This is a genomic window from Enterococcus termitis (assembly GCF_001730305.1).
GTDB lineage: Bacteria > Bacillota > Bacilli > Lactobacillales > Enterococcaceae > Enterococcus_L > Enterococcus_L termitis.
On the sequence record NZ_MIJY01000012.1, the window covers coordinates 303,948 to 323,193 of the forward strand.

The following is a 19,246-nucleotide window of genomic DNA, read 5'->3' on the forward strand; positions in this document are numbered from 1 at the left end:
CCGGTCTGATACAAAATCAGCCTCAAGTTGGATTCATTCCTTTCATTATCCCTGCTATACTTTATTCATAGAGAACGAGAGAAAAAAATGGAGGTTTTACTAATGAGACAACGATCAATGTTAATGAATATTTTAATGGTAATTGGATTATTTTTTGTAGGAAGTTTTATTTTAAGTCTAGTAATGGGAATTGTCGGTAGTTTATTGTGGTTTGCGATCAAAATCATGATTCCTGTAGCAATCGCTGTCTGGTTGGTTCGAGTAATTTCGGGCCCTTCAAATAATCGCCGCAGATATTACTAACCAACGTGACTTAAAACCCACAAAGGCGATTGATTTACGACTTTGTTTCTTCATAAAAAACAAACGGTGAGACGGAAGTGCTTTACAATAATAAGCTTCTCCTCACTGTTTCTTCGAGTTTCAAGGGTCTGAGATATAACTTTGAGTTATGTCTTAGACCCTATTTAGTTACTTTTTGGTCATTCGATTACTAGTTTTGTGATAAAATACCTTTTTATTTCGCAACACTTATAAAATATATACATCCTCATTCACTTTAAACTGAACCGCTTCTAAAACTACGAATAAATCTCGTTCATTGACTGAAAAGTAGCGGTCAAAAAAATAAGATTTTCGTGCAGCAGCTACTCATCAATCAAACAAAAAAAGCAATGATCGCAGTAGCAACCATTGCTTCTATTTAAAGAGGCTCTCTTTATCTAAACGCGTAGACAATATGAGTGATCCCAAAAAGCATAAAATAAAATCCAACTAAAAAGCTTAATGTTAAAGCAGAGGTCAACGGGTTCATCAATAACATCAGACCTAAAATAATTCCTAACACATCAACGATCAAAGTGAACCAAAAATACCCTGTACTTACTGATTTAGCCAAATCTAACGCAAATAGACCAAAAACAGAATCTACAATAAACCAAATCGCAAAAATAAATGGTAAAGCTGCAACACCGATGTTTAAATTAAATAAGAAATAAACTCCGATTATAATATCGATTATACCTAATACGACAGGTGCATACGCTTTGTATCCCGTTAATTCCTTCATTCTGTTACGAACAAAAATTTCAAAGACTCCCTTTAAAATCGCAAATACGGCGAAAACCATCACGATTGCAATCAAGTTTCCAGTTGGATCTTGAAATGATACCAATGCAGTTAAAACAAATAAAATTCCTAATATCAAAGAACCCCAATCAATTCCTTTTTGCCTTGTTTCGTTCATTCTTTCCCACTTCTTCCTGTTTTATTTCTCTTTACAATTTTATGGTACTCCTAAAAAAAGTTTGAGTCAAAGCAAAAGATTCTAAAAATAACAACTGACCTCTATTTCTCATAAATGTCTAACTATTAGGCGCTCCATAACAAAAAAAATCGCTAGAATACCTTAAAAACCAGCAAAAAATTTTACTAGCCACATAAGTAATCAACCGATTTTTAATTCTATATTACGACTGCTCTCGCTCGATAACGTCTAGTCCCCACTCTTTAATGATCATCAAAGCAGGTAATAGTTTTTCCCCATCCTCTGTCAAAGAATACTCAACATGAGGCGGAATTTCCGAATATTGAATACGTCTAAGTAACTTATATTCTTCTAGTTCTTTCAATGAGCGTGTCAACATAATAGTTGTAATTCCAGTCATCTGTCTTTTTAGCTCGTTGTACCGAACTGGACCATTTGCCAATTTCCAAATAATCGGGATTCGCCATTTTCCGCCAATAATTTTTAAAGCAGCCATTACAGGGCATGGATCTTCTCTCACCGTAGGATATTCTTGCATTCTCTCACTCCAATTTTTCAAGGCACAAAAATGTGCGTACTTGTTCATTTGTTCTCTTAAAACTATACTTATTTTAGCACACTAGTGCTGTCAATAAAAAAAGGGGTTGGTTTAAAATGACAAACAAATTATTCAACAAAATCAATATGGACAATGCACAGGACTTTGTCTACAATACAGCATGTCTGAGTGTTACCACAGGAGATGATTACATGGATGTTTATCAACAGCTGTTACGTTTTGTCGCAGAAACAGCTAAAGAAGAAGGATCTGTCGAATTTTTCGTTGTACCAAGTAATCCAGACAAAGGAGAATTCATGCTGTGGGAAGTTTGGGAAAATGAATCCGCACTCGACACACATATGACTATGAACTACACACAAGAAATCTTAGGAAAAAATATTATCACTCTTAAATGGAACAACCTAGTCACAGACTTCTAGCATAATCAATACGATTGATTTATTAAAAAGGCCGCTATGTTATTTTACAACATAGTGGTCTTTTGGTATGTTATATGACAAGATGCTTATTCAAAAAAACAGTATACGGTTATAAAATGCGTTTTTTCTCTAAAACTTCAAAACGAAAATAGTACTCTTTAACTTCAATGGAGAAAGCCTCTTTACAGCCGTTTTACAGAAATTAATACTATTATGAAAAAGAAAAAGAGGGGTAACAAATGACAACAGATGAATTAATCAAAGAAAACAATAGACTACGAAAGCAACTAACCGCTGAAAATAAAAAATACTACGAAGAGTTGCTTTTGTCCATTCGTCTTAATGGACAAAAGCAAGAACACACAGTAGAAAAAACACTTTTGCGTATTCTACAGGATATAATCGATGCCCAAACAAACGGGCATTCCGCTCAAGAATTTTTCGGCAAAACACCAAATGAACTCAGTGATGATATTCTTGCGGGTTTACCAAGAAATTCAAAAATGAACAATATAAAATCGATTAGCTTTGTGTTTATTTTGCTGCTTCAATTCAATTTATTCAATATCCTTTTAGAACCTGTGGTTGCTCTGAGTCTGTTTAAAACTGCCTTGCCGCTCGGATTGATTTTAGCCGTGATTTTATTATTGCTTTTATCACTCAAACGTAGCAGCTTTTCCAAAAAAAACAGTTATCTATTCGCTTTCTTTGCGTTTATTTGCTGGCTAGCTACACTTCTGATTCCTGTTATTGATACTGCCGTTGGTGGTATTGGCAAAACATTTATTCTTTCACATCAGACTTTTGCTTTGATTCTGCTCGTTTTATCCGGCACTATTCTTTTAAATAGCTATTTAAAAAGACATAGTCTTGTTGAAACCTTGCCAACGATTATTTTAGCTGTTTTAGAAATCATGGTTTTATCAGGTTTAGTAAATCCTGCCTTTTTATCAGACGGCAGCAGACTGCTTTTTTCTACGATGGTCTTATTGATCGTTGTTGGGTTACCCGCACTTCAACTTTACAAAAGTGAATAAAATAGATTAGATCGACTTCCAATGTCACAATTAAAACCCCCGCACGATGCAAACTAGGACGCATCGTGTGGGGGGTAAAACAATAGAGTTTTTTGCTACAGCTACTTCTTTTATTCAGAGCTTATAGCAATCGCTATCTTTACATGTCATTCTTTACTTTTTTTACCAATTGACTTGAATGCACGTTTCATTACATCAAAAAAGCCTAACGACTGAACCATATGGTCAGGTGTGACATAAGCCTGCATCTCACGAAGTGCTTTTTTGGGCTGTTTAGATGAAAAGGTAAACGTACCGTTTTGTTTTGTTTGGATCGCATACCGGGGAATCCACTTCCCTTTAAACATTACAGAAGCGATCACATAGTCGACTTCATCCCAAGGAATTTGGATATATTTACGGGAATCACGCGAATTGTAAAATTCAAACCCCTTGTCACCGATCATAATTTTCCCATAGTCTGTCAAACCAGTAAAAGCAGTGGCATCTGTTATGAAATCTACTTTTGTATTCAGTGATTGAACCATCGTATCTACTCCATTTCTTCAGTTTCTTCTCTTTCTTATTATACGTTTTTTCAATTGATTACGCTATGTAAAAGATGCTTGGGATAAAACCAAAGACATGATTTATCCCAAGCACTAGATGAATACTCTTTACTTATTTTAGCTTATAATAAGCCAATATAGTGTCCAGCAACACCGACTACGAACAAACCAAGAATGATGACGATTGGAGAAACTTTTTTCTTCAATAACCACATACATAAGAATGTAAGTAACAATGCAGCTAAACCAGGAATCAATTGATCCAAGTTATCTTGAAGGGTCGTAACTTTTTCAGCTGAAAGTGCCATACCACTATTTACTTGTTCAAAAGCACTCTTGATACCTTCTCCGCCAGCAGGAAGTTTATCCCACTCGATATAAGCACCTTTGTCTAGTTTAACTGTAGAAACGATTGGCAGGAATTTAATCGATACCCACCGCTGTACTAAAGCTGCCAGAACGAACATTCCGAGAATCGATGCACCTTTTGTTACATCTTGCAACAAGCCGCCTGAAAGGTCTTCAGTGATTTTAGAACCAGCTTTATAGCCAAATTCTTGTGTATACCACATAAATGCCCAACGAATTAAGTTCCATGCAACGAAGAAAATAATTGGACCTAAGATGCTGCCACCCATTGCTAGTGAGGCACCTAAAGCACCTAACATCGGACGAACAGTAAACCAGAATACTGGATCACCAACACCGGCTAATGGTCCCATCATCCCAACTTTTACCCCTTGAATTGCTACATCATCAACAGGTGCACCATTGGCACGCTCTTCTTCAAGTGCTAATGTTACGCCAAGAATTGGTGAAGCAATGTATGGGTGTGTATTAAAGAACTCTAAGTGACGTTTCAACGCCGCTGAACGATCTTCTTTTGTTTTATATAATTTTTTGATCGCTGGGATCATTGAGAATGCCCATCCACCATTTTGCATACGCTCATAGTTCCAAGAACCTTGAATAAAGGTAGAGCGCCATGCAACGGCTAAACGATCTTTTTTAGTTAATTCAATTTTTTCTGCCATTTCTCTTCTCCTCCTTCAGGATTAATAGTCATTTAAAATATCGCCGAGTGGATCACCAGTATTGCTTCCGCCGCCGCCATTTGAAGAACCACCCATTTTAGAAAGGTTCAAATAGATCAAGGCTAAAGCGACACCTAAAGCTCCTAATGCAATCAATGTTAATTGAGAAATCGCAGCTACCACAAAACCGATAACAAAGAATGGCCATACTTCTTTTGTTGCCATCATGTTGATTACTAACGCATAACCTACGGCAACAACCATGCCACCACCGATAGCCATACCATCAGTTAACCATGCTGGCATAGATTCCAATGCACCTTGTACAGATTCAGCTGGAATGAATAAAAGTGCAGCTGCTGGGATTGCGATACGAATCCCTTGCATACATACAGCTAAAATATGCAACGCTTCAATTTGTCTGATATTTCCTTTTTCTGCGGCTGAGTCCATCATGTGAACAATCGGTACAGCTAATGTACGAACGATCATTGTTAAGAAAAGACCTGCTACTGCTAGAGGAACAGCGATTGCGATTGATGAAGATACTGCATCTTTGATAGAAATACTTTGTGCACCTAGTGCTTTAACTAAAATAATTGCTGATGCTACCGATGCCAATGCTGCATCCGGTGCTACGGCTGCTCCAATATTTGCCCATCCAAGTGCGATCATTTGTAATGTACCGCCCAAAATGATTCCTGCTTCCAAGTGACCTGTAACTAATCCAATCAACGTACATGCCACTAACGGTTGATGGAATTGAAATTCATCTAGAATCCCTTCCATACCTGCAAGAAAGGCAACAAAAATTACTAGAATAATTGATATAATAGACATGATAAGCCTCCTATTTTCATTTAAGATTTTGTATTATTTTGAGTGTGCTTCTGCCAACTCATGTTTTGCTTTTTTAAGAATCTCATCCATGTTTGCTTGAGAATCATTTGGTACTTTACGCACATCAAATTTAATGCCTTTTGCTTCTAATTTTTCAAATGCTTCCACATCTTCTTGTCCCATTGACAATACTTTGCTTACTACAACTTTTCCTACTGAGTGAGCCATAGAACCGACATTGACTTCTTTGATATCTACGCCGCCTTCTACTACTTTGACTACATCTTCTGGGTTTTCAAATAATAACAATGCTTTTGTATTGCCGAAGCGTGGGTCTTTTGAGATTTCAATCATTTTACTGATTGGGATAACATTTGCTTTAACCCCTGGAGGAGCTGCTTGTTCGATCAATTTTTTACGAAGATCGTCTTTTGATACAGCATCAGAAACCACGATGATTCGATTTGGTAAAACAGACTTCGTCCATGCAGTAGCTACTTGTCCGTGTAATAAACGAGAATCTACACGTGCTAGTACGAATTTGATTTTTCCATCTCCTACAACTGTTCCTTCTGGTAATGCTCCTTTTGGCTGAGCATCTTCAACTGCTGCTTTAGGTGCTTCTGCTGGTTCTAATTCTTCTGGTTTGATTCTCACACCTTCTTTAGCTGTTTCAAGAATGTGTGCAGCAATTTCCTGTGCAGAGTTCATTGAAAAACGAGAAGCATACGCTTCGATCAACATTGGCAAGTTCAATCCACTAACGATTGCCCACTTGTCTTTATGCTCTTCATAAAGACTGTTTGCTTGGTTGAACGGTGTTCCACCCCATAAATCAACTAAAAATAATACTTCGTCTTCCTCATCAAACGTTGCGATTGCTTGATTTAGCTTTGCCTTTAAATCATCTGGGCCTTCGCTGGGCATCAATACAACTGCTTGTACTTTTTCCTGTTCACCAAAAATCATGGAACCGGATTGTAAAATGCCTTGGGCAAATTCTCCATGGCTAGCAAGAATAATTCCTACCATAATTTGATACCTCCTGTATTTTTTTCAACTACATAATCACTAAATTTTTACAATAAAAACAGCCTTTAGAAAGATATAAAAGAAAAAATGCGTTACACGGCTCGTTTGACTTATCGTTTTGAATTGAGTGACAATGATCATAATCCCTTGATTACCACAACTTTTCTTTTACTTTTTTCCTATGTGACCACCTCTTTCAATACTCTTTTGACTCGTTTCCACAATTGGCTTCTAGTCTGCTTCTTTTATTTATAGAATCTGAAAAATCAAACAAGTTGTTCCTTTTTCAGCAATTCCATCAAATTCACTTGGTTGTCAGCAACCACTTTACGAATCTCTAGCTTGATCCCTTGATCATTTAAATACTTGAACGCTGCAATATCTCGTTCATCAACTGCAACAGCATTTGAAATCATTCGTTTACCACTAGTAAAGCTCATACCACCGATATTAACCGATTGAAACACAACTTTGCCTTCCACCACTCTTTGAACATCTTCCGGATTCGTAAACAGCAACATAACTTTAATCCCATTGAAACGTTCATCTGAAAAAATATCGATCATTTTTTCAACAGTAATGACATTTACCTTTACGCCAGGCGGTGCGGCCTGTACAAGCAATGCTTTTCTCAGCGTGTCATGTGCAACTGCATCACTGATGACTAAAATTCTTTCCACATTTGTACTCTTAGTCCAAACTGTAGCCACTTGTCCATGAATCAGACGATCATCGATGCGCACTAAACGAATATCCATCATCTATTGTTCTCCTTCATGCATTTGCGATTTCCTGCCGCGATATGTCCCTTTAAATAATCTTTAGTAATAAAATACTATGCTCTTTCATTTATTACCAAAAAAACGATTATAAAAACTAGAATAGTGTAGAAAAATAGTTATTAGACAGTCGTGTACAATCTATCATATTATTTAAAGCAAGAATCGTGCCAAAATTAGTGTATTGCTTAAAAAAAGCAAAAACTAAGGATTTATTTAAGAAAATACACAAAGAAGATACACTAAAATAGTGTATCTTCTTTGTGTATTGATTCTAGTGTATTTTCTCCGATTTCTGCTTGGTTCAATTGTGTATTCTTGATTAACTGAATAATATAGTAGATTTCTTCTGATGGTACATCTAACTGAAAGGTTTGCTTTAAATACAGAACAGCTTTAGTTACTACCTCATAGCTTGGCTCCGATATGATATGAGCCAGCTCTTCTTCTGTCAGTGATAACGTTTCATGCTGCAACATGCGTTCCAACATCCCTGCTAAATGCATGATTAGATTCACATAAAAAGTGTAATCTAGCTTTAAGGAAAGTTTCGTCCGAATGATATCAGCAAATTGCCACAGCGGTTCGATCACTTTTTTCGGATTGATAAAAGTGAAACTTTCTTCCATGTAATCAATACAAACTTGCTTTGCAGTTTGCTCATTCATTGTCTGCGATTCTACAGAAATCTCACTTTCCAGTAAAAGACGCTCAATGATCGTCTCTGCTTCTCCAGAGAAAAAATTCTCCATTGGAATAAATGGTGCTGCAATCTTAGGATCAGTGATTCCTGTCGCCGCAAGGATATGGTATTCTTCTTGAATCGTTAGCAGCTGTTCTTTCATATCAACGATCGATAACGGCAATACCTCTAATTCCAGCCCTAACTGCGGTGGAACCGCCGATTCGATCATTTCCTTCATCCGCCTTGCTGTTCCTTCACCAGAAGCACAAATAGCAATGATTGCCCTTTTTTTCCATGGTTCAACCGCTTCGCTCTTCTTTTCCTGCTGAATGTCCGCATAGCCTTGGAAATTTTTCAACGACTCATACAATGAATCTAATTGTGTATCGATCAAAGATGTTTTTCGTGCCGTTTCCAAAACGATCGGTGTCGTCACCATATCCACGGTGCGGACATCAATGCCTGTTTGACGAGTAATTTCATCTGAAAAAGTTGCTAAAGAACCCATGTCTACTAAAAGAATCACACCACTGTCTTCATTTACTTCCTTAACTACATTGACGATTTGACGTAATGCTTCTTTGGGCTGCATCTCTAAAGGCATATCAACTGCTCTTAAATTATCAACATTCAATAATTGAGAGACAACTTGTACCATGCTTGTAGCCGTACTTTTCCCATGAGCTGCTACTACAATCCCGATCCGTCCAGCATCTTTATTTTCCCTCAGTGAAATCAGTAGAACGGCTAAATAATAGGTTTCAAATTCTGGGATATTCATTTGATAGCTATTTGCGATGATTCGTTTAATTTCTTGAGCTGTCTCAAATTCTAATGGATAATCCAAAACCATATTTCGAATATTTTCGTTGAGCTGATGTTGTCGTTCTTCCCCATTTTGGATTCGTTTCAAAAAGGAACTAATATGCAAACTCATTGCATAAATAAAATTCGATTGAAAATTATAGTTCAACTTTTGTTTAGCAAAACTATAGATTTCTTTCGTCACATCTATAATGCGCTGATCAACGATTTCTGCTAATTTATTTTCTGTATCAAAGGTAAAGCCATGATCTTTATAGAAAGATTTCAAGTGAACATTGATATCCGTCGTAATAAAGTTATTGATGACTTCTTGCTCCAGTCCATCTGCTTTCAATAACGCCGCTTTGTCTCCGATGATTTCATAAAGGTTGTATGGTAACTCATAAGAATCTGACTGAATCGTTACTAGTGGTTCATTAGGTGTAACAACCATTTGCGGCTCTAAATATTTTGATAACTCCGCCAACAAATCGCGATTACTTGCTAGCTGCATCATTCCTTCTTTGATACTGTCAGTTAATTCATCAATCGTGATGACCAGCTCATCTTGATCGATATGATTTAAAAAACCTCTAGCCGTCACTAGCTGGACATTGGATTTCAACTGTCCTACATTTCCATATGAAACACTACCGATCAATGCTTTGACTACATCTTCTGACAAAGAGATCGTTCGATGAATCCGTGACGCTTCCATTGAAATCATGACTCTCAATAAATCGATTTTTTCTTTGGCTGGACGATCAATGAAATTCGGCAACTGAATAATGATCGGAATTCTTCGGACAAATGTATTTAATAATGAAGAAGTTGGATTTTCAGTTGTTGCACAAATGATCCTGACATCTGCATGTCGATTTTTGACTGTTTCTCCTAATCTTGAATACGTGCCGTGATCCATAAAATAAAAAACCATTTCCTGTCCTTCTGGCGGCAAGCGATGAACTTCATCAAGAAATAAAATGCCGCCGTCTGCTTCATGAATGATTCCCTCTTTAGCCTTCGTTGCACCTGTAAATGCTCCTTCAGCATAACCAAAAAGATGAGACATTAATAATTCAGGATTGTGGGCATAGTCTGCACAATTAAAAACCACAAGTTTTTTTGAAGAATCGATCACATGATTCAATAAAGCAAATTGAAACATCGCGTGAGCAAAATAGGTTTTTCCTGACCCTGTCGGTCCTGTTATTAAACAGTTTAGCCCTTTTGGCGGATATAAGATTGCTGCTTTTGCCTGCTCCACTGGCGTCCGCATACTTCCAGTCGAACCGATCATTGCTTTAAAGATATCTTCGCCCACAAACTTCTTAGCAGATGACTGCGGTTGTTGAATCTTTGCCGTCTGTTCTTCTACTAAACTATGCTCACGGTAGCTTTTTACCGGTTTAGACAGCGGTTGATATTTAAAAATAGCCTTATCTACATATTTAACGGGGCGTCCATCTGTTTTCTCCAATAAACCTTCTCTAACAAGCTTATTTAAGTCTTTACTGGCATTGGTTCTTTGAATGTCTAATGCAGCGGACACGTCACCTGTCGTCACGCCGCTTCCTAAAGAAACATCATTTGGCTGTAAATGTTCGGTCTGCTCTTTCACATACAGGTAGATTCGTTCGATCCGTTTCATTTTTCTCTCCCCTTTTAAGCTGCCAAGCCGTAGAAACGATACACTAATTTTATGTGTATCATACAGTGTATCATAAAAAAAGTACACTAATAACCCCTTTATGAGAATGTTCCACATGAAACACTGCTAATTGGAAAAATCTATCTTATTTGACTAAAAACCTCAAGGGATTTCTGAAAAACTCTGAAATTCCTTGAAAAATATAGGTTTCCTCGCTATAATGCAGAGAGGTTCAACAATTATATATGAAGCGAGGAAATCTATTGATTACTGTAAATGATGTAAGTTTGCTATTTTCAGACCGCAAACTTTTCGATGATGTAAATATTAAATTCACTCCAGGTAACTGTTATGGATTGATCGGTGCAAATGGTGCTGGTAAATCAACGTTTTTAAAAATTTTATCTGGTGAGATCCAGCCAACCACAGGAACTGTAACATTAGGTCCTGACGAACGTATGGCTACCTTGAAACAAAATCACTTCGACTATGAAGATAATACAGTTTTAGAAACAGTTATCATGGGTCACAAACGTTTATATGAAGTGATGAAAGAAAAAGATGCGATCTACATGAAAGAAGATTTTTCTGATGAAGATGGGATCAAAGCTGCAGAACTTGAAGGCGAATTTGCCGAACTTGATGGTTGGGAAGCTGAACCAGAAGCTGCTGTTTTACTTCAAGGATTAAATATTCCTGAACAATTTCACGACCAAAAAATGGGTGAGCTAACAGCTGGCCAAAAGGTCAAAGTCTTGCTTGCTCAATCTCTATTTGGTAAACCGGATGTTCTGCTTTTAGATGAGCCGACCAATGGATTAGATACTCGTTCGATCAGCTGGCTGGAAGAATTTTTGATCAACTTTGAAAATACCGTTATCGTCGTTTCCCATGACCGTCACTTCTTGAATAAAGTATGTACACACATGGCTGACCTTGATTTTGGGAAAATCAAACTATATGTTGGTAACTACGACTTCTGGTTAGAATCAAGCCAGTTAGCAGCAAAATTGCAATCCAATGCAAACGCTAAAAAAGAAGAACAAATTAAAGAATTACAAGACTTTATCGCTCGTTTTAGTGCGAATGCATCGAAATCAAAACAAGCAACATCTCGTAAAAAGATGTTGGATAAAATTACCTTAGACGATATCCAACCCTCTTCACGCCGTTATCCATTCGTAGGCTTTACACCTGAAAGAGAAATCGGTAATGATTTACTTCATGTAGAAAATGTTTCTGTCACGATCGATGGTAAAAAGATTTTAGACAATATTTCGTTCTCTTTGAGTAATGTTGATAAAGTGGCATTTATTGCCGACAACGATATCGTGACGACGACTCTATTCAAAGTTATCATGGGTGAAATTACACCAGACACAGGTACAGTTCGTTGGGGTGTAACCACATCTCAAGCTTACTTACCAAAAGATAACAGTAAAGACTTTGATACTGATTTAACGATTCTGGACTGGTTGCGTCAATTTGCCAGCAAAGAAGAAGACGATAATACGTTCTTACGTGGTTTCTTAGGAAGAATGCTATTCTCTGGTGAAGATGTACTAAAATCAGTAAATGTCCTTTCTGGTGGCGAAAAAGTTCGTGTTATGCTATCTAAAATGATGTTATCAAAAGCCAACGTTCTTGTGCTAGATGATCCAACCAATCACTTAGATTTAGAATCAATCACAGCATTAAATGATGGTTTAATGGCCTTTACCGGCGCAATTTTATTTGCTTCTCATGACCATCAATTTATTCAAACATTAGCTAACCGTATCATTGCCGTTTCAGACAAAGGTGTTGTGGATCGCGCAGATACAACTTACGATGAATTCTTAGAAAACAAAGATGTTCAAAAACAGCTGGATGAATTATTCGCTGGTGAATACTAATAAAAAAGAGGACCGAGACATAACTCAAATAGTTATATCTCAGTCCTCTCTTTTTTAAATACTCGCTCCGCCTCCGCCAGAACTTCCTCCACCTCCAGAGAAACCGCCGCCGGAACTAGAGCCACCGCCACCCCAGGAACCGCCAGAAGATGAGCCACCTCCCCAAGAACTACCACCACTACTGCCGCCGTCACCTTTACCAAAAATAGTCGACAAAATCGCAATAATAAAAAAGAGAAAGAAAATTAGAATAGACTCACCATCAACTGAATCCCAAATACTATAGGAAGTATAAATCACATTATCATCTTCATCCTCATAAAACCCATCTAATTCTGATTGACTCAACGCATGCTCGTCTAGAGGATATTCATATTTTTGATCGATCAATGTCGTTACTGCGTTAAACACATAACGCAAGCCTTCATTGATTTGTTCAGGATCGGAGGATTTCAGTTTCTCTTTTTGATCAACTAAAATATTCATCGCCGTACTGTCGGTAATAACCTCTTCCAATCCATAGCCAACTTCAATTCTGACATTACGATCCCCATCATTTAATGCATATAAAATCAAAATGCCATTATCCTGTTCTTGATTACCGATCTTCCACTTTTCAAAGAGATCTGCCGCATAACTATCGATGCTATCGCCATTCGTTGATTCGATCACCCCAACAACAACCTGAGGATTCTCTGCTTGTGTTTTGTAGTAATCCCCTTTATTATCGATCAACCGTTGTGTTTCCTCAGTTAAAATAGATAATTCATCTAGATAAAAATGCGTTGGTGCTTCCGGTAATTCGTCTCTACTCGCATAACTTTTTACGGGAACCGTTACAATAAATAATAGTAATAAAAAAAACAACCCTTTTATATTCACTTTTCTCAACACTGTCATCATAACTCACTCCTTTTGTTTCAGCCCTCACATCATGTTGCTAATACTCTTTTGTAAGTGACCAGCCAACTTTATGTAACACTATTGTAATATTAAAGAAATACGTTTGTAATCAGACTTTGGTCCTATATTTTAAGAGTCCTTCACAAAAAATATTTCCCGAACAAAACTAAAAAAAAATTTGTGCTGGATTCTAAATCCAAATAAACGGTAAAAAAAAGCAGCATCTTCGGAAATAGCAAGAAATCCACAAAAATTTAAAGAACAATTTTCGTGGATTTCCTGCTATTTCTTGGAGTGACACATTTTCGCCTTGATCTCACTCATAATTAAATAACAAACTATACTCTCTTCTTTCCTCTAGAAAAGACGGCAATACAGCCATTCCCTGTATGACTAGTAATTGTAGGTCCTAGAGGATGCAGACGAATTTCCCGTACCTGAACTTGTTCTTCAATCAGTGCTTTTACCTTCTCTGCACTTTCTAAATCTCCTGCATATGCAATAAACAGTGTTTGATTGGCAGGATCAATCATTCCCTGAACCGTTTCCTCAGCTAACTTTTTCAAGGCTTTACCACGCCCTCGGACTTTACCAATATTTTGCAGTTTTCCTTGTGAGTCTACCACGATGATCGGCTTAACGTTCATTAATCCGCCAATAGCTGCTGCAGCCTTGGAAATTCTACCGCCGCGTTCTAAATGTTTTAAATCATCCACCGTGACCCAAGAATGAACAGTCATTTTATTTTCTGACAGCCATTGTAATATGGCTTCCAATGAATGCCCCTCTTGCTTCAAGCCAATCACTTCACTGACTAATAGTCCTTCACCTAAGCTGGCTGCTTTTGTATCGATCACATAAATTTCTGCATCCGGATATTCTTCTTTCAATATCTCAACAGCCTGCATTGCACTTTGATACGAGCCGCTTAAACCAGATGAAAATGCTAGATATAAAATAGGTTCTTGCTTTTCGACAAACGGTCTAAAAAACTCAATATAACGACCAACATTGACCTGTGAAGTCGTTGGCATCCCGCCTGTTTTTATTTCTTTTAAAAACCAGTCGTAATCAAATGTTTTTCCTAAGTCATCTACCAACTCTTTGTCATTTAACTGGATCGTCATACTAATAAAGTCAACGTCATTTGCTTCTAAATATGTATATGGTAAATCACAACATGAATCTGTCATTAATTTAAATGTCATTTTTTTATCCTCCTAACTGCTTTTCTATTTTAACACATAATGGAAGGATACTCATGCTTTATTAAAGGAAGAAGCTCATCAAAATGAAACAAAAAGAGGCTGAGACAAAAGCGTTTAGCTCCAAGAAATAAGAAGGACTTCACGAAAATTGCTCTTCAAATTTTTGTGAAGTTCGGCTTATTTCCGAAGGAGCTGCTTTTTTCTCGCCGTTTATTCGGGTTTAGAGAGCGAAACAAAACGGATTTTCAGTTTTGTCCCGCTCTCCATTCTATTAGTTAAATTTGTGCCCAAACGCTTTCCAAAACATTTGTTTGATTACGGTCTGGACCAACAGAAAATGTCGAAATGCGAACTCCAACTAATTCAGAAATACGGTGAACATAGTTCCGTGCATTTGCTGGTAGATCCGCTAATGTTTTACAGCCAGTGATATCTTCTGACCAGCCTGGTAATTCTTCATAGACTGGTTTACAACGGCTCAATTCTTTCAAACTAGCTGGGTAGTGATAAATCAATTCTCCATCCAACTCATAAGCTGTACAGATTTTTACTGTATCTAGACCACTTAAAACATCGATTGAGTTCAAAGATAGGTTCGTAATACCAGATACACGTTTAGAATGACGCATCACAACGGTATCAAACCAACCAACACGTCGTGGACGACCAGTAGTAGTCCCATATTCTTTTCCTACTTTACGAATCGTTTCACCTGTTTCATCAAATAGTTCTGTAGGGAATGGACCATCACCTACACGCGATGTATAAGCTTTACATACCCCAACGACTTTATTGATCTTAGAAGGACCAACACCACTACCGATCGTAACCCCTCCAGCAACTGGATTTGATGACGTTACAAATGGATAAGTTCCTTGGTCGATGTCCAGCATAACGCCTTGGGCACCTTCAAATAAGACACGTTTACCTGCATCCAGCGCATCGTTTAAAATAACAGATGTATCTGTTACGTACTGCTTTATTTGTTGACCATACTCATAATATTCTTCAAAAATATCTTCAAAAGCGATTGGCTCACTATCAAACATTTTAACGAATTGACGATTTTTTTCTTCTAAATTGATTTTCAAACGTTCTTCAAAAATTTCTTTATCTAATAAGTCTGCAACACGAATCCCTACACGTGCCGCTTTATCCATATATGCAGGACCGATCCCTTTGATTGTCGTTCCGATTTTATTTTCACCTTTGGCATCTTCTTGTAACTGATCCAATTTAATATGGTATGGTAAAATCACGTGAGCACGGTCAGAGATTCGTAAATTATCTGTCGTTACATTATTTTCTTTTAAATAAGCAAGCTCTTTTACTAATGATTTAGGATTGACGACAACACCGTTTCCGATCACACTGATTTTTTCTTTGTAAAAGATACCTGAAGGAATCAAGTGTAGTTTATAAGTAATACCATCAAATTTAATGGTATGACCTGCATTATCTCCGCCTTGATAACGTGCGATGACTTCAGCATTCTCACTTAAAAAGTCCGTGATCTTTCCTTTTCCTTCATCGCCCCACTGCGTTCCAACTACTACAACTGATGACATTCGAACACCTCGTTCTAAATTATTTTGTCCTGATTCATTGTACCAGTAAAACACAATGCTTTCAACAAAAAATCGAATATTGTGATTTCAAAAAAATAAAAACAAGGCAAAACACGAACATTATTTAAAATTAAAATAAACATACGTTAAAAAAACGAAAATTCCAGCTATTCGTTCTTCCTTCATCGATAGATTTTTTCTGGCGTAAAATAAAAATTATACCCTGTCACTTTCTTCCCTTGCGTTCTGGCGTACTCTTTTCGAATCGTTAAATTTTTGAAATAGGGGGACAGTTCTTGTTTCAGTCGTTGAATAATTTTTTGGTCGATCTGACCGATTTGATAGCTTTTTGGAATACTCAGCATGTAGCGAAATTCCACAATAGAAAATCGCCTGTAACCAGTAGAGCGAAATTGTTTAAGTAATCGAAACATATTTTTAGCATACTTGCTTTTTAAGCTAATAAATTCGGATAAAGAAAATTGTGTAAAGCCACTGAATACATTATTGAATAAACAAGAAAAATGCGGGTTTACAGCAATATCTACATATCCATCTTTTAGTGTCGTTCCTGTATGTGCGGTGATTTTTTCCCCTGAACTATCATAAGTTGCTTCATTTTCTTCACAAAACTCAAAGTTTTTAAATAAATTGAACGATTCGATTATCACCTGGTCTTTTTTCGTATACGTATGGGGATAGGTCAATTTTAATAATTTAGCATATGTATGTGTCAAATCTTCAATCAAGCGATTGGCCGCTGTCGGCTTATACTGGGCTAACTCTCTGATCTCTTTCAATGAGAAGCGAATGACACAGTCTTCTTTATTTCTTATACGTGAAACAATTGCAAAAAAGAGATTCATCTCACTTGGTGTAAACTGTTCTAACGCTACACGATTCAATTCATTTTTATATTTTACCATTTCAACCATCACAGAAATTCCTCTCATTGGACTATGGCTTCATTATAAAGAGTTTACAGGAAAGAAGGCAAGCGAACATTAAAGAAAAACAATTTAGTACTGATAACTGAAAGCAAAACTTCTTATTTTCAAGATGAAACGCTCCCTCTTTATAGACAATAACGTACTGATTGAATGACACTCCCTTAGAGACAAACAGGTTTTAGCTCGACTAAAAAGAAAATTTTATTTTAAAAATGTGAGTGACTGTCTAAAAAGATTTTCGTGACAATTCCTTGCATTGCACCTATTCTAACAGTGCTATAGCAAAACCATTATTGAAAGGACAGATGTCATTTTGAAAAAATCAATTATTATCGTCGGTGCTGGACCTGGTGTCGGTATGGAAACTGCCCGCAAGTTCGGTAAGCAAAATTATAAAGTCGGGCTAATCCGCAGAGGAAAAGAAAACTTAGCAATTATGGAAGAAGAATTGGCTCAGGAAGGAATTGAAACCTTCTCTGCAACAGCAGATGCGAGTGATCCTAAAGAAATTTCAGAAGCAGTTCAAGCATTAGGAGAAAAAATGGCTGGCATTGATGTTCTATTCTACAATGTACCTGGTCCTCTAGGAAAAGCTTATGTACCTGTCACAGAAGTCTCTACTGAACTATTAACAGAATTTCTGACAATGAGAGTATTAAGTGCATTAAGCAGTGCTCAAGCTGCAATTCCTTACTTAAAAGCAAGTAAAGGATCACTCTTGTTTACAAGTGGTCAATCGGATCGTTCACCTTTTCCATATACAGCAGCAATCGGTGCGCCTCAAGCAGCATTAAGGTTGTTGGCAGAGCATTTAAGAGATGAACTTAAACCTGATGATATTTTTGTGGGCTACTTACCTTTAGATAACCCACCACTGTATTCCGATCCAGCTAAGGAAAAAGAACGGACTGATCTACCCGAAGGATTTGCATTAAAGGAACGTGTCATCGCTGAAAATGTTGCTGAAATTATTTTCAATTTGAATCGTGACCGTGACGTATTTGAAAAACCAGTAAAAGCTACCACCAATCTATAATTAAGGGAGACGATAGTATGAAAAAAGTTGCATTAATCGCTGGAGCTACAACAGGAATCGGTAAAGCTTCTGCACTTCAATTAGCAAAAGATGGTTTTGCGCTAGTTCTAGCTGCTAGAGGTGAAAAAAATGGTCTTGCTCTGGTTAAAGAAATCCACGCACTCGGCGGCGAAGCCGATTTTGTAAAAACAGATATGAGTGTTGAGCAAGAGGTGAAGCACTTAGTTGATTTTGTCGTGAAAAAGTACAATAAAATCGATTATTATTTAGGTAATCAAGGTGTTATCTATGAACCAAAAATGTTTGATGAAACACCTGAATCAGATGTTGATAAAGTATTGAACGTAAATGTTAAGGGTACTTTTTTCGGTATGAAGCACGTAATTAAACAGCTTCTAAAACAAGACAGCGGGAACATCACGATCATCGCTTCCTCTTCAGGTATTCGTTCAGAAACAGGATTTGGGGTTTATTCTGCCTCAAAACGTGCCGTTCTTGGTTTAGTACAAGACGCAGCTATTGAATATGGCGCAAACAATATTCGGATCAATGCGATTTGTCCTGGCGGGATCGTGACACCATTGACCGATTCAACCATTGCATCAATGACTGAAAGTAAATTCCAACAACCTCGTCCTTCTATTGCTCTATTAAATAATGGCGCACTTGGTGAACCAGAAGATATTTCTTCACTTGTTTCTTACATGGCTTCAGATCATTCAAAATACATGACTGGTGCTGTAATCAGTGTAGATGGCGGAATTACATTGTAACCTTAAAACACTCTCTAATTCCTAATAAGGCAAGAGAAAAGCAATCGCTTCGAACACAGCAACATCTAAGTGCCTGCGTACTAAGAATTCACTCCTTAGAAAATAACATGTACCGAATAGATGTACATAGCCCACCTGATTCTTGGAGCTTTCTGCTTTTATCTTTGCCGCTCTTTGATTGATTTGCTCATACATTATACAAATAAAACGCGCTAACCAAAATTGTTTAATCATTTTGGTTAGCGCGTTTATTTA

Annotated in this window: 18 protein-coding genes; 6 read left to right on the top strand and 12 right to left on the bottom strand. The window is 37.2% G+C overall.

The window, feature by feature from the left end:
- Positions 1 to 102: 102 nt before the first annotated feature.
- Complete coding sequence (locus BCR25_RS08825) at positions 103 to 303, top strand: hypothetical protein (protein WP_083242623.1); 201 nt, start codon at positions 103 to 105, stop codon at positions 301 to 303.
- Between the two features lie 415 nt (positions 304 to 718).
- On the opposite strand, the gene BCR25_RS08830 is transcribed toward BCR25_RS08825, so the two are convergent.
- Complete coding sequence (locus tag BCR25_RS08830; RefSeq protein WP_069663251.1) at positions 719 to 1,246, bottom strand: HdeD family acid-resistance protein; 528 nt, start codon at positions 1,244 to 1,246, stop codon at positions 719 to 721.
- 223 nt (positions 1,247 to 1,469) lie between these two features.
- Positions 1,470 to 1,805, bottom strand: a complete 336-nt coding sequence (locus BCR25_RS08835; protein WP_069663252.1) for a winged helix-turn-helix transcriptional regulator — start codon at positions 1,803 to 1,805, stop codon at positions 1,470 to 1,472.
- A 116-nt stretch (positions 1,806 to 1,921) separates the two neighbouring features.
- Here BCR25_RS08835 and BCR25_RS08840 point away from each other — a divergent pair, with 116 nt between their 5' ends.
- Both BCR25_RS08840 and BCR25_RS08845 read left to right on the top strand, forming a co-directional pair.
- Complete coding sequence (locus BCR25_RS08840) at positions 1,922 to 2,248, top strand: putative quinol monooxygenase (RefSeq protein WP_083242624.1); 327 nt, start codon at positions 1,922 to 1,924, stop codon at positions 2,246 to 2,248.
- Positions 2,249 to 2,487: 239 nt separating this feature from the next.
- The gene (locus tag BCR25_RS08845; protein ID WP_069663253.1) at positions 2,488 to 3,285 is read left to right on the top strand and encodes a DUF1129 domain-containing protein; all 798 of its coding nucleotides are present in this window, start codon (positions 2,488 to 2,490) and stop codon (positions 3,283 to 3,285) included.
- Between the two features lie 146 nt (positions 3,286 to 3,431).
- Here BCR25_RS08845 and BCR25_RS08850 read toward each other — a convergent pair whose 3' ends face one another.
- The 6 genes from BCR25_RS08850 to BCR25_RS08875 all read right to left on the bottom strand — a co-directional run bounded on the left by BCR25_RS08850 (position 3,432) and on the right by BCR25_RS08875 (position 10,658).
- Positions 3,432 to 3,812 carry a DUF956 family protein gene (locus tag BCR25_RS08850; RefSeq protein ID WP_069663254.1) on the bottom strand — a complete coding sequence of 127 codons (381 nt, stop codon included), beginning with the start codon at positions 3,810 to 3,812 and terminating at the stop codon, positions 3,432 to 3,434.
- A gap of 143 nt (positions 3,813 to 3,955) precedes the next feature.
- Positions 3,956 to 4,867 carry a PTS system mannose/fructose/sorbose family transporter subunit IID gene (locus BCR25_RS08855; protein WP_069663255.1) on the bottom strand — a complete coding sequence of 304 codons (912 nt, stop codon included), beginning with the start codon at positions 4,865 to 4,867 and terminating at the stop codon, positions 3,956 to 3,958.
- Positions 4,868 to 4,888: 21 nt separating this feature from the next.
- A complete protein-coding gene (locus tag BCR25_RS08860) occupies positions 4,889 to 5,707 on the bottom strand; it encodes a PTS mannose/fructose/sorbose transporter subunit IIC (protein WP_069663256.1) in 819 nt (272 codons plus the stop codon).
- Positions 5,708 to 5,740: 33 nt separating this feature from the next.
- Positions 5,741 to 6,739 (bottom strand): mannose/fructose/sorbose PTS transporter subunit IIA, encoded by a 999-nt coding sequence (locus BCR25_RS08865; RefSeq protein ID WP_069663257.1) that lies wholly within the window; start codon positions 6,737 to 6,739, stop codon positions 5,741 to 5,743.
- Between the two features lie 266 nt (positions 6,740 to 7,005).
- Complete coding sequence (locus tag BCR25_RS08870) at positions 7,006 to 7,500, bottom strand: mannose/fructose/sorbose PTS transporter subunit IIB (RefSeq protein ID WP_069663258.1); 495 nt, start codon at positions 7,498 to 7,500, stop codon at positions 7,006 to 7,008.
- A 260-nt stretch (positions 7,501 to 7,760) separates the two neighbouring features.
- Positions 7,761 to 10,658, bottom strand: a complete 2,898-nt coding sequence (locus BCR25_RS08875; RefSeq protein ID WP_069663259.1) for a sigma-54-dependent transcriptional regulator — start codon at positions 10,656 to 10,658, stop codon at positions 7,761 to 7,763.
- A 263-nt stretch (positions 10,659 to 10,921) separates the two neighbouring features.
- On the opposite strand from BCR25_RS08875, the gene BCR25_RS08880 reads away from it, so the two are divergent.
- A complete protein-coding gene (locus BCR25_RS08880) occupies positions 10,922 to 12,553 on the top strand; it encodes an ABC-F family ATP-binding cassette domain-containing protein (protein ID WP_069663351.1) in 1,632 nt (543 codons plus the stop codon).
- A gap of 54 nt (positions 12,554 to 12,607) precedes the next feature.
- On the opposite strand, the gene BCR25_RS08885 is transcribed toward BCR25_RS08880, so the two are convergent.
- From BCR25_RS08885 to BCR25_RS08900, 4 genes are all read right to left on the bottom strand, one after another.
- The gene (locus BCR25_RS08885; RefSeq protein ID WP_245792112.1) at positions 12,608 to 13,456 is read right to left on the bottom strand and encodes a TPM domain-containing protein; all 849 of its coding nucleotides are present in this window, start codon (positions 13,454 to 13,456) and stop codon (positions 12,608 to 12,610) included.
- A 338-nt stretch (positions 13,457 to 13,794) separates the two neighbouring features.
- Positions 13,795 to 14,664: a DegV family protein gene (locus tag BCR25_RS08890; RefSeq protein ID WP_069663261.1), complete on the bottom strand. Its 870-nt coding sequence runs from the start codon at positions 14,662 to 14,664 to the stop codon at positions 13,795 to 13,797.
- 275 nt (positions 14,665 to 14,939) lie between these two features.
- Entirely contained in the window at positions 14,940 to 16,232 is a 1,293-nt protein-coding gene (locus BCR25_RS08895) for an adenylosuccinate synthase (protein WP_069663262.1), read from the bottom strand.
- A 182-nt stretch (positions 16,233 to 16,414) separates the two neighbouring features.
- Positions 16,415 to 17,167 carry a replication initiation protein gene (locus BCR25_RS08900; protein ID WP_069663263.1) on the bottom strand — a complete coding sequence of 251 codons (753 nt, stop codon included), beginning with the start codon at positions 17,165 to 17,167 and terminating at the stop codon, positions 16,415 to 16,417.
- A gap of 328 nt (positions 17,168 to 17,495) precedes the next feature.
- Here BCR25_RS08900 and BCR25_RS08905 point away from each other — a divergent pair, with 328 nt between their 5' ends.
- Positions 17,496 to 18,218 (top strand): SDR family NAD(P)-dependent oxidoreductase, encoded by a 723-nt coding sequence (locus tag BCR25_RS08905; RefSeq protein ID WP_069663264.1) that lies wholly within the window; start codon positions 17,496 to 17,498, stop codon positions 18,216 to 18,218.
- 17 nt (positions 18,219 to 18,235) lie between these two features.
- Positions 18,236 to 18,991, top strand: a complete 756-nt coding sequence (locus BCR25_RS08910) for an SDR family NAD(P)-dependent oxidoreductase (protein ID WP_069663265.1) — start codon at positions 18,236 to 18,238, stop codon at positions 18,989 to 18,991.
- The last annotated feature ends 255 nt before the right edge of the window (positions 18,992 to 19,246 follow it).